Origin of the sequence: Planktothrix prolifica NIVA-CYA 540, from assembly GCF_963864145.1 — a bacterium.
GTDB lineage: Bacteria > Cyanobacteriota > Cyanobacteriia > Cyanobacteriales > Microcoleaceae > Planktothrix > Planktothrix agardhii.
Genome location: NZ_CAWLTW010000001.1, coordinates 5,440,977 through 5,453,814, shown reverse-complemented (window position 1 = coordinate 5,453,814; position 12,838 = coordinate 5,440,977). Strand labels below are relative to the sequence as shown.

Here is a 12,838-nt window from a genome sequence, read left to right as displayed (position 1 = left end):
TCGATACTGTGCCACTGCCATTGTTTTGGAAAGATCGATCATCGGTCTTTTTAGGATGCAATCAGCAATTTGTGCGAATCTTAGGTGCGCCATCATCAAAAGAGGTTGTTGGCAAGACTGATTTCGATTTGTTACCCACAGAAGAGGAGGCGAGCGCTTTTCAAGCCGACGATCGGGGCGTGATGGAATCTGGTCAAGCTAAACTGGGAATCGAAGAAATGTTGACTTTCGCTAATGGTGAACAAAGATGGCTAGAAACTCATAAAGCTCCTCTACGAGACTGGTCAGGTAATGTGATTGGGATGGTAGGGACGTTTCAAGATGTCACCGATCGCAAACAAGCTGAATTAGAACTACAAAAAAACACAGAGCGTTTAGTTTTTGCTCTTAAATCTGGAGCGAAAGAATTTGAAATGCAATTACAGCAAACAACTGATCGCCTATCTTTAGCTCTCAATTCTGGCGCGATCGGCTACTGGGAATGGGATATTCAACAGAACATTCTGGTTTGGGATGATCGGATGTATGAACTGTATGGATACTTAAAAGAAAATTATTCCCATTTGCCTTATGAAATTTGGGCAAACGCAGTACATCCAGATGATCGTGATCTTACTGAAACTTTACTCCAACAAGCTGTCTTAGGAAAAACAGAATATGATTGTGAGTTTCGGATCATTCATCCCGATCACAGTATTCACTTCATTAAAGCCTATGGAACGCTGAATCGAGATGCTAGTGGTAATCCTCTAAGCATTATTGGCATCAACTTTGATATTACCGATCGCAAACAAGCCGAGCAAATTATTCTCCAACAAGCAAATCGAGAAACCCTATTGCGAGGAATTACTCAGCGTATCCGTCAATACCTCGATCTCTCAATAATTTTTGATACGGCTTGTCAAGAAATTCAGCAATTGCTGCAATCCGATCGCGTCGGTATTTTCAAATTCTATCCTGAATCCAATTTTGATGATGGTGAATTTGTCGCCGAATCCGTTGTCAATGGATTTAGTTCAGCAATGGAAGTTCACATTCACGACCATTGCTTTGGCGAAGGCTATGCCGCCGAATATGCCCAAGGTCGAATGCAGGTCGTGAATGATATAGATAATGCTGGTCTGATGGACTGCCATCGTGATGTCTTGGCTCAATTTCAGGTGCGGGCAAATCTGGCGATTCCATTACTATGTGGCAACAACCTATGGGGATTGCTGTCTATCCATCAATGCGCTCATACTCGCCAATGGCAAGAGGATGAGATTAATCTGATTCAACAAATTGCCAATCAATTAGCGATCGCTATTCAACAAGCCAGTCTCTATGAGCAACTTCAAGAGGAACTATTAATACGTCAGCAATCTCAATCGAAAATAGCGCAGCAATTGCGAGAACAGCAAACCTTAGCGACAATCACCAATAAAATTCGCGAATCACTTAGTATCAAAGAGATTCTGGCAGTGGTGACTCAACAGGTTATAGATGTGCTGTCTGGCGATCGCGCGATCATCTTTCAACTATTTGATAATGGTAACAGCCAAATTGTCGAAGAATCTGTACATAGTAACTTTCTCAATCTCAAAGCCCTTAATTGGGACAACGAAGTTTGGTCACAGGAAATTCTCGATTGCTATTGGCAAGGCAAGCCTCGCATTGTTCCCGATGTGATGAATGACATTTGGACAGAATGCCTAGTGGAATACTCGCTCAAAGGTCAGATCAAGTCCAAAATTGTCGCGCCAATTCTCCTAGAGTCGCACATTAGCGAAAATCATCGCTGGGTAGCAACGGACGGATATAAAAAGCTGTGGGGTGTTTTAGTAGTCTATGCCTGTGCAGAACAGCGAGAATGGCAAGATTCAGAAGCTCAACTGCTCCAACAAGTTGCGAATCAATTAGCGATCGCCATTCAGCAAGCTAGTATATATGAGGAATCTCAACAAGAAATTGCGGAACGTAAACAAGCCGAGCAACAATTAACGGAAACCAACCAACAACTCGCCCGTGCAACCAGACTCAAAGACGAATTTCTCGCCAATATGAGCCACGAACTGCGGACACCGCTCAATTCGATTTTGGGAATGAATGAAGCTCTACAGGAAGAAGTATTTGGCGGTATTAATGAGCGTCAACTTAAAGCATTACAAACCATTGAGAGTAGCAGTAGGCATCTTTTAGCATTGATTAATGACATTCTCGATGTTGCCAAAATTGAGTCTGGACAAGTGACGCTAGAGCTAACAGCGACAGATATTGACAGCCTCTGCAAGTCGAGCCTAGCATTTATCAAACAGCAAGCATTAACAAAGCGAATTCAATTAATACCTAGAATTCCTAAGCATTTGCCAAAAATAATGCTAGATGAAAGGCGGATTCGACAAGTCTTAATCAATCTGCTCAATAATGCTGTTAAATTTACTCTGGAAGGAGGGACAATTACTTTAGAAGTATCGCAAGTTCAACTTGAAAGTAGTACAACTAATCCAACGCCTCTAAATTACTTAAAAATAGCCGTGATTGATACTGGAATAGGCATCTCAGCAGAGAACATCCAGAAACTGTTCCAGCCCTTTATCCAAATCGATAGTGCGCTGAACCGACAATATAATGGCACTGGATTGGGTTTGGCTTTAGTCAAAAGACTTGTTGAAATTCATGGAGGAACCGTAGAACTGACAAGTGAGTTGGGAGTCGGTAGTTGCTTTGCGATTAATCTTCCCATTAATATCGTCTCCCCAGCGATTGAAGAACAAACTGAGCAGGACTTGTCAGGACAGTCTCAGATAGGTCAAAGCCAAACTGAAGGACTAATTTCACCCTTAATTTTGCTGGCAGAAGATAACGAGGCTAATATTGCGACATTCTCCAGTTACCTCGAAGCTATGGGCTACCGCATTTTATCAGCAACTGATGGACAACAGGCGATCGATCTTGCCAAAGCGGAGCATCCCGATTTGATTTTGATGGATATCCAGATGCCAGTTATGGATGGATTAGAGGCAATTAAACAAATTCGCCTCGATCCTAATCTGGCTGATATTCCAATTATTGCGCTGACGGCTCTAGCAATGGAAGGCGATCGCGAAAGATGTCTGGCAGTAGGAGCTAATGAATATTTAAGCAAGCCTATTAAGCTAAAAGCATTAGCTGATACAATTCGGAATATTTTAAAAAATAGGAACTAAGATATATATAGTTGAGGCTTGCTAAAAAAAACTAAAATGATAAGTAGCTAGGCGCAATTAAATATAAATATAAAATCCCAAAAAACGCAATCGCTGGTTGCTCTGCTTCATTAATTAAAAGGAGTACAAAAAGAAATGGAAAAAACGGAAAAAGATTATCTAGCCCTACAAGAAAGTGATGAGAAGTTTCGGCTTGCCTTTGATAAGGCAAATATTGGTATGTGTTTAGTCGATCTTCAAGGCAATCTTTTTCAGGTTAACGAGAAGATAAGTGAAATATTTGGTTATAGCCAAGACGAATTGAAAGGTTTAAACGTTAGCGATTTGGCAATTGCAGAGGACAAACAGATTAGTCAAAAGTTTATACATGGGGCGGTAGTAGCGCATGACGATAGCGGGAGATTGGAAAAACGCTATCGTCATCGACTGGGGCATATCATTTATGGAGAAGTCTCGTCATCTTTGGTACGGGATACCGAGGGAAATCCTTTATATTTTATTTCCCAAGTGCAGGATATCTCTGAACGTAAACGATATGAAATTGATCTAGAGGAAGCTCGTAATGCTCTTGCAAAAGCCAATGCGGAATTAGAAGAAAGGGTGTCTGTAAGAACAGCAGAGTTGCAAAAGAGTGAAACGGCTCTACGTCAGAGTGAAATGCAATTTCGTCGTTATTTTGAACAGAATCTCATTGGGATGGCAATGACTTCTCCTAGTAAGGCTTGGATCAATGTGAACGACAAACTCTGTGAGATTTTAGGGTATTCTTTTGCCGAATTACAGGAATTATCTTGGGACAAAATTACCCATCCCGAAGATTTAGCTATAGATTTAGAGAAGTTTAATCTGGTAATCGATGGTCAAATTGAAGGTTATGAAATTGATAAACGCTTTATTCATAAAACTGGTCAAATAGTCTATACCAGTCTGGCTGTGCAATGTCATAGAAAACCTAATGGTAAGCTGGATTTCTTTATAGCGTTGATCCAAGATATTAGCGATCGCAAAAAAGCTGAAATCGCTTTACAAGAAAGCCAAGACTTTCTGCAAAAAGTGACCGATACTTCACCAAATATTATCTACATTTACGATCTCCAACAACAATGTAATATCTATGTGAACCGAGAGATAGCAACAATTCTGGGATATAGTCCTATAGAGATTCAGGCAATGGGGGCAAATTTTTTCTCAACGCTCATGCACCCCGATGATCTGCAAAATATGCCTGCTGAATATGCACGATTAGCAAGAGCATTAGATGGCGAAATTTATGATTGTGAATACCGCATGAGAAATACTCAAGGAGAATGGCGTTGGCTCTACAGTAGGCATTCCGTATTTAGTCGAGATCTAAAAGGTCAGGTAAAATGTACTGTTGGTTCTGCACAAGACATAACTGAGCGCAAACTAGCCGAAACCCAACTTCAACAAACCTACGCAGAACTGCTCCAAGCAACTCGTCTTAAGGACGAATTTTTAGCTACCATGAGTCATGAATTGCGAACTCCACTTAATGCCATCCTCGGAATGACTGAGCTTCTTCAGGAAGAGATCTATGGTTCCATCAATGAAGAACAGATGACGGCGCTACAAACTATTGAAAATAGTGGTTCCCACTTACTAGAATTAATTAATGATGTTCTAGATGTAGCCAAAATTGAATCGGGGCAAGTGCATTTGGAGATATCGAGTATTTCTATCGCGGCTCTCTGTGAATCAAGTCTCCTTTTTATCCAACAACAAGCTCGAAAAAAGAATATTCAAGTCCACAGGGTTCTACCGTCAAACCTACCGAATATCCATGTGGATGAACGCCGCATTCGTCAAGCCCTAATTAATCTTCTCAATAATGCTGTTAAATTTACTCTGGAAGGAGGGACAATCACTTTAGAAGTATCAGAAGTTCGCCTTGAAAGCAGTACAACCAATCTAACGCCCATAAATTACTTAAAGATAGCCGTGATTGATACGGGGATAGGCATCTCATCGGAGAACATCCCGAAACTGTTCCAACCCTTTATCCAAATCGATAGTGCGCTGAACCGTAAATATGATGGCATGGGATTGGGTTTGGCTTTAGTCAAAAGACTTGTAGAACTTCATGGAGGAACCGTAGAACTGACAAGTGAGTTGGGAGTCGGTAGTTGCTTTGCGATTAATCTTCCCATTAATTTCGGCGACCCATCAATCGAAGATCAAACTAACTCTGACTTGTCAGAACAAGATCAGATTGGTCAAAGCCAAACTGAAGGACTAATTTCACCCTTAATTTTGCTGGCAGAAGATAACGAGGCTAATATAATGAATATAAATACCGTTAATGATTTAGAGCTAGTTACTCTCACAAATTGCGATCGCGAACCGATACATATACCGCGATCGATACAGCCTCACGGGTTACTCATGGTACTCAGTGAAACTGATCTAAGCATCGTGCAGGTTAGTGCCAATAGCCTTGATATTTTGGGGGTTGAACCCTTAGATTTGCTCGATCGCCCATTAGCTGATTTTATTGGTAGCGATCGCATTACCGATATTGCTAATTGTTTAGAGCGTGATTTTGAGAATATTAATCCCTTAAGCATTAGCTTTGTTCGTGCAGGATCTGACACCCTCGACTTTAAGGGTATTGTCCATCGCTCTATCAGTGGCGAAATAGTTTTAGAGCTAGAACCGATCTTAGATAATTCTAATAAGGACTTTTTCCATTTTTATCATCAAATCAAGAACACTCTTAGCAAAATTCAGGCGACCTCGAATCTATCTGAACTGTGCGATCTGATTGTGCAGGAAATCAGCGAAATTACGGGCTTTGATCGTGTTATGATCTATCGTTTTAACGAAGGTGGGGATGGCAATATCATTGCTGAGATAAAACAGCCAGAACAAGAAGCATTTCTGGGATTACGCTATCCCGACTCTGATATTCCCAAACAAGCAAAACATCTCTACACGCTCAATTGGTTGCGCCTAATTCCAGATATGGATTACCAACCTTGTCAATTAGTAACAAGCCCCAAAGCAAATCCAGAAGCGGATATCCAGCCCCTTGACATGAGCTACTGTGGCTTGCGCTCCATATCGCCGCTCCATATTGAATATCTCAAAAATATGGAAGTTGCAGCATCGCTAACTATTTCCCTAATTCAGCAGCAAAAGCTATGGGGATTGATTGCCTGTCATCATAATAGCCCCAAATTTATCCCCTACGAGGTACGGACTGTTTGTGAGTTTTTGGGACAGCTTATGTCTACGGAATTAGCCAATAAGGAAGCGAACGAAAATCTTGATTACAAATTGCAACTTAAAAATATTCAAAGTCAATTTGTCGAACGTCTCAGTAAAGCTAACGACTTTGTGAAAGAACTCATCGCCGATCCAGAAGCCTTATTAAAGTTAACAGGCGCTATGGGGGCGGCGATATGTGACAACGAAGAGATTACTTTGCTCGGCAAAACTCCGCAACTCACTCAGTTAAAGCGGCTCTTGGCTTGGATTCCGCCGCAATTTGATCAGGATATTTTTGTCACCGATGCTCTATCTCATTTGTATCCTGAAGCAGCAGCATATAAAAATGTCGCTGGTGGGCTACTGGCGATGGCGATCTCCAAGATTCAACACCGCTATTTGCTATGGTTCCGTCCTGAGATCGCCCAAACTGTGACTTGGGCGGGAAATCCAGAGAAGCCGAAACGCATAGAAGAAGATGGCTCGGTGACAATATTTCCACGTCAGTCCTTTGAGGCGTGGCAAGAAATTGTGGATGGTCGCTCTTTGCCTTGGCTGGATTGCGAAGTGGCGGGGGCGCGTGAATTACGACAGGCGATCGTGGATATTGTGTTACGCCAAGCGGAAGATCTTGCCCTAGTCAATGTGGAGTTAGAACGCAGCAATAGCGAGTTAGATGCCTTTGCCTACATTGCTTCCCATGATTTAAAGGAACCTCTACGGGGTATTCATAACTATGCAACTTTCTTGTTAGAAGATTACAGTGAGCTTCTTCAGGGTGATGGTGCTGACAAATTAAATACGCTAGTGCGATTGACTAAAAGAATGGAGTCATTAATTGAATCCTTGCTGAAGTTTTCGCGTTTGGGCAGACAGGAATTGCAGATGTCGCCGATCGCTCTCGATCACTTGTTAGAGAATGTAACAGAGTTATTTGGCATGAATCCTCAATGGGAAAATTGCCAGATTCGGATGCCCCAATCATTGCCGACAGTGTTAGGCGATCGCATTTTGCTTGAAGAAGTCTTTACTAATCTAATTTCTAATGCCTTTAAATACAATGATCAATCTGAAAAATGGGCGGAAATTGGGTGGATTGAGACTAATGCACAGAACCCTGATTTTGTGACGATCTCTGTCCACGACAATGGTATCGGTATTCGTGAGAAACATTTAGACTCGGTATTTCGGATCTTTAAACGTTTACATTCTCCTAACAAATACGGAGGCGGAACGGGTGCGGGTTTAACTATTGTCAAAAAAATTATTGAACGTCATGGCGGCACTATTCAAGTACAATCAATTTACGGGCAGGGAACTACATTTTTGTTTACTTTGCCAATTAAACTAAATATCTCTAGTTTAGAAACTGTTTAAGAATTGTCCATATCCCCCAAAGCCCCCCTTACCAAAGCTACGGTGTACACACAAGTCTCTCTGTTTACGTTTTGATTGATCTAAGCCCCCTAAATCCCCCAATTCTGGGGGACTTTGAAAGAATTTTATTTTCTTGTTCCCCCAGAATTGGGGGCTAGGGGGCGATTAATAGTTGACTTGACTGGATTTTATGACTTGTGTGTACAGGGTAGCTTAAAGAGGGGGGAGAAGAAAATTTTCCTCTCTTTTTATTATCACCATGCAAAGACTATTGAGTTCTCCTTGGGATGATCTTATTCATCCTGTTATTGTTATTATTGAAGATAGCGATGAAGACTTTTATAGTTTTTGGCGAGCTATTCAAAAACTAAACCTGTTAGAGAAATCGCCCTATAACTTTCTCCGATTTCAAGATGGGGATGAGGCTTTAGACTATCTGTTTCGTCAAGGGGAATACCAAGAACTAAAAGCACCTATACCTGTTGCCATTCTGCTCGATTTGAACCTTCCTAATACCGATGGGCGCGATATTATCAAAATGGTTAAGCAATCTCCTGATCTACAAATAATTCCGATTATTGTGTTGACTACTTCTAATAGTCTTCAAGATATCCAAACCTGCTACAAGTACAGTGCAAATTGTTATATGCTTAAGCCAATGGGGGTGAAAGAAATGCAACAGACTGTTCAAGTTATATTCCAAAATTGGTTTCAGTTGGCGGTTTTACCTAGTTATGGACAATTCATAACCTAAATCTATTAAATCTATTAACGATTCTAAATAATCATCAAATATACAAAGTAACTTATGCTAAAAATTTTGATTGTCGATGATGCTGAGAGCGATCGCGTTAGTTATGTGCGTTATTTACAATCAGACTCTGAGCGCTCTTATCGCATTATTGAAGCCGAGACGTTAGAAGAAGGGCTACAATTGTGGCGATCGCAGCAACCAGATGTTGTATTGCTGGATATTAATCTGCCCGATGGCGATGGCTTGGAATTTTTAGAAGAAATTGGTACTGAACGGTTAATCAACAGACTGCCTGTGATCATGTTGACGGGAATGGGAGATGAACGGATTGCTGTACGCGCCATGAAATTGGGGGCGACTGATTATTTGGTAAAAGGGGATGTGACGGCGGTTTCACTTTTAACCTGTATCGCTCAGGTGCAAGAGAATAATTTACTCATCCAGCAACTAAGGCGATCGCAACTACAGCAAACAGTAATTGCCTCAATGGCGCTACATATTCGTAGATCTCACACATTTGAGGATGTCTCCAATACGATTGTCCAAGAAATACGCAGCTTTTTAGTTGCTGATCGGGTGATCATTTACCGATTTAATCCCGATATGAGTGGGGAAATTGTTGCTGAATCGGTCATTTCACCTTGGGATTCATCCTTGAATGCTCAAATCGAAGATACTTGCTTTCAGGGAAATCTCGGCGGGGAATATCAAAAGGGTAAAGTCTTTGCGGCGCATGATATTTATGAGGCTAACCTGACGGAATGCCATATTCAACTCCTTGAAAGATTTCAGGTAAAGGCAAATCTCGTCGCCCCCATCTTGCTTAATGGCATGAATACCCTGTGGGGCTTGCTGATTGTGCATCAATGTGATGCTCCCCGCCAATGGCATGAAGAAGATATTCAGTTATTGCAGCAGCTATCCATACATTTAGCGATCTCTTTATATCAAGCTGAACTCTATCAAAATCTGGAAAGCCTGAATGCCTCTCTGGAGGAAAAGGTACAGGAACGGACACAAGAAATACAACTGCAAGCGCAAATGCTAGAGCAGATTAATGATGCTGTCATTTCGACGGCGATGGATGGCACGATCCTCACTTGGAACATTGGATCGGAGAAACTCTATGGATACGAGTCTCATGAAGCGATCGGGCAGAATATTAGTATGCTTTATCTAACTGAAGATTTGCCTCTCCTACAATCCTCAGTCTTGATACCGCTATTAGAAAAAGGAACTCATGAAGTTGAGCTACGGAATCGGACAAAATCAGGAAATACAATTGATATAAGCTTGCGTCTTTCCCTCGTTCGGGATGAAATGGAAAATCCCATTCGCGTGATTGGTTGCTCTAATGATATTAGCGATCGCAAACAAGCTGAACTCGAATTGAGAAAGAGTGAAAGTCGGTTTCGTCAGTTGTTTGAATCTGATGTAGTTGGTACACTCTCTGCTGATTTGCAGGGGCAAATTACTGATGCCAATGATCTTTTTCTAGATATGCTTGGATATACTCGACAGGAGCTTGAGTCGGGTTTAATCCGTTGGAACGAAATCACACCGCCCGAATATGTTGCCGCCGATTTTTATGCGATGTCACATTTATTGGAGTATGGCACGATCACTCCTTGGGAAAAACAATATTCTCGTAAAGATGGTAGTCGAGTTTCTGTAATAATAGGTGCGGTACTTCTTACAGACTCTGACGATCAAACCATTTGTATTGCCGTAGATATTAGCGATCGCAAACGCGCTGAACAAAAACTTCAGCAACTCAATCAAGAGCTAGAAACTAAGGTTGCCGAACGCACTCAAGAACTAGCACAGGTTAACAGTCTCCAAAGTGCCATCTTAGGAAGTACCAGTTACTCGATCATTTCCACCGACTTAAATGGCATTATTCAGACCTGTAATCCTTCAGTTGAAAGGATGCTCGGTTACAGTCCCTCAGAACTGATTGGCAATACGCCTGAGATTATTCACGATCGCCAAGAGGTAATTGACAGAGCCGCAGAGCTAACTGAGGAACTAAAGCAGGATATTCCTGTTGGTTTTGAAGTGTTTATTGCCAAATCCCGTCGAAATCTTGTTAACGAACAAGAATGGACTTATATCCGCAAAGATGGTTCTCGCTTTCCCGTTTCGCTATCTGTCACAGCACTTAAGGATGACAACGATCAAATTATTGGTTTCTTAGGCATTGCAAATGATATTAGCGATCGCAAAGAAGCGGAAATTGCCTTAATTGAGAGCGAAACGAAATTCCGTCGTTTGGTAGAAGGTATTAACGACTTAATTTGGTCAACTGATAAAAATGGTGCATTCTCCTATCTATCACCTCAATTTCAAACTCTCTTTGGCTTAGAAGTCAATGAATGGATTGGCAAAAAATTTACCGATCTAGTCCATCCAGATGACCTTGATGGGTTAATCAGTGCATACAAACAGTCTATTCGCTCTCAGCAAAAGACTAGCAATATTGAATTCCGTCATCTCCATCAAAATGGTGACTATATTTGGGTGAGTATCAATACCACACCGATTATTAATTCTGAAGGTATCGTCATTGGTGGTCATGGAATTTTGGCAGATATTAGCGATCGCAAAGTTACCGAAGCCGCATTGAGAGCAAGCGATCAACGTTGGCAATTTGCCTTAGAACGCGCTGGCGATGGCATTTTTGACTGGAATGTTCAAACTAATGAAATTTTCTACTCCAAGCAATGGAAAGGTATCCTGGGGTATGCAGACGATGAAATCGAGAATAAATTTAAGTCATGGGAAGATCTTGTCCATCCCGACGATCTCGCCCAATGCTACGCAGATGTCAACAAATACCTCAATAATGAAACACAGCTCTACGAAACCGAACATCGGCTGCGTTGTAAAGATGGTAGCTATAAATGGATTTTAGCTCGAGGCGGAGCGATTGAGCGGGGAGCCGATGGACAGGTCTTGCGGATGATGGGTACGCATACCGATCTGAGCGATCGCAAACAAGCCGAAGTACAGCTACAGAAAATTAACGAAGAACTCCTTCGCGCCACTAAACTCAAGGATGAATTTCTTGCCAACATGAGCCACGAACTCCGCACGCCGCTAAATTCAATCTTAGGGATGTCAGAATCTCTTAAAGACGAGATTTTGGGATCGCTAAACGAAAAGCAATTAAAGGCGATCGGTATAGTCGAATCAAGCGGCGAACATCTTCTATCCCTAATTAATGACATTCTCGATCTATCAAAAATCTCATCAGGGATGATGGAATTAAATACTGAATCAGTCTCAGTCAAAAATCTCTGTGATTCTAGTCTGGTCTTTGTGAGACAGCAAGCATTTCAAAAGAAAGTGCAACTCAACAGCAACATTCCTAAGAATATCAACAAGATTAATGTCGAAGAGCGTCGCATCAGACAGGTTTTAATCAATCTGCTCACTAATGCTGTCAAATTTACTCCCAGCGAAGGGCAAGTAAATCTTCTCGTTGCAGTTGGTGGCGGCGATACATGGCAAGGAGAGGCAACAATCCCCCAGCGCATCAAACTGATGAATTCACCGATGATCGTATTTCAAATCGTAGATACTGGCATTGGCATTGCTCCCAAAGATTTGCAACGCCTCTTCCAACCCTTCGTGCAAGTTAGCAGCAGTCTCAATCGTCAATACGAAGGCACGGGCTTAGGGTTAGCCCTAGTCAAGCAGATTGTCGAACTACATGGCGGTCAGGTCATGGCTGAGAGTAAAATCGGCAAAGGTAGCTCTTTCTCGGTTGCCCTACCCTATGATATATCCCAGTCTAGCGCTCCAGAATCCACAACAGTTTCGACTACTTTAGAGCCAGTGGTCATAGATCCTGATCATGCACCGCTTATTTTACTCGCTGAAGATAACGAAGCCAATATCGACACCTTCACGGCTTATCTAACTGCGATCAATTACCGCATAGCGATCGCTAGAAATGGAGAAGAAGCCGTTGCAATGGCAAAATCAGAAAGCCCTGACATCATCATCATGGATATTCAAATGCCAGGTATGGATGGTCTAGAAGCGATAGGTCTGATTCGGGCTGACGCATCAATTGCGGCTATTCCGATTATTGCTCTAACGGCTCTGGCAATGGAAGGCGATCGCGAAAGATGTCTAGCGGCGGGAGCCAATGAATATCTCGCTAAACCCGTCAAGTTCCGTCAACTCAACACTGTAATTCAGCAAATTTTGACATAGATGTGAACTACCCACACTGACTTGGAGTACCAAGTACAGTGTCGGCTTCTGTACTCACAGGCGAATGCCT

Annotated in this window: 4 protein-coding genes; all 4 read left to right on the top strand. The window is 41.9% G+C overall.

Annotation, left to right across the window (positions count from 1 at the left end):
- The first annotated feature begins 8 nt into the window (after positions 1-8).
- On the top strand, positions 9-3,185 hold the full coding sequence (locus AC559H_RS24365) for a hybrid sensor histidine kinase/response regulator (RefSeq protein ID WP_237745566.1): 3,177 nt from the start codon (positions 9-11) through the stop codon (positions 3,183-3,185).
- A 135-nt stretch (positions 3,186-3,320) separates the two neighbouring features.
- Entirely contained in the window at positions 3,321-7,790 is a 4,470-nt protein-coding gene (locus tag AC559H_RS24360; RefSeq protein ID WP_081692331.1) for a PAS domain S-box protein, read from the top strand.
- Between the two features lie 259 nt (positions 7,791-8,049).
- Entirely contained in the window at positions 8,050-8,544 is a 495-nt protein-coding gene (locus tag AC559H_RS24355; RefSeq protein WP_051319566.1) for a response regulator, read from the top strand.
- Between the two features lie 54 nt (positions 8,545-8,598).
- Positions 8,599-12,768, top strand: coding sequence for a PAS domain S-box protein (locus tag AC559H_RS24350; RefSeq protein WP_026794633.1), 4,170 nt, complete (start codon positions 8,599-8,601; stop codon positions 12,766-12,768).
- The last annotated feature ends 70 nt before the right edge of the window (positions 12,769-12,838 follow it).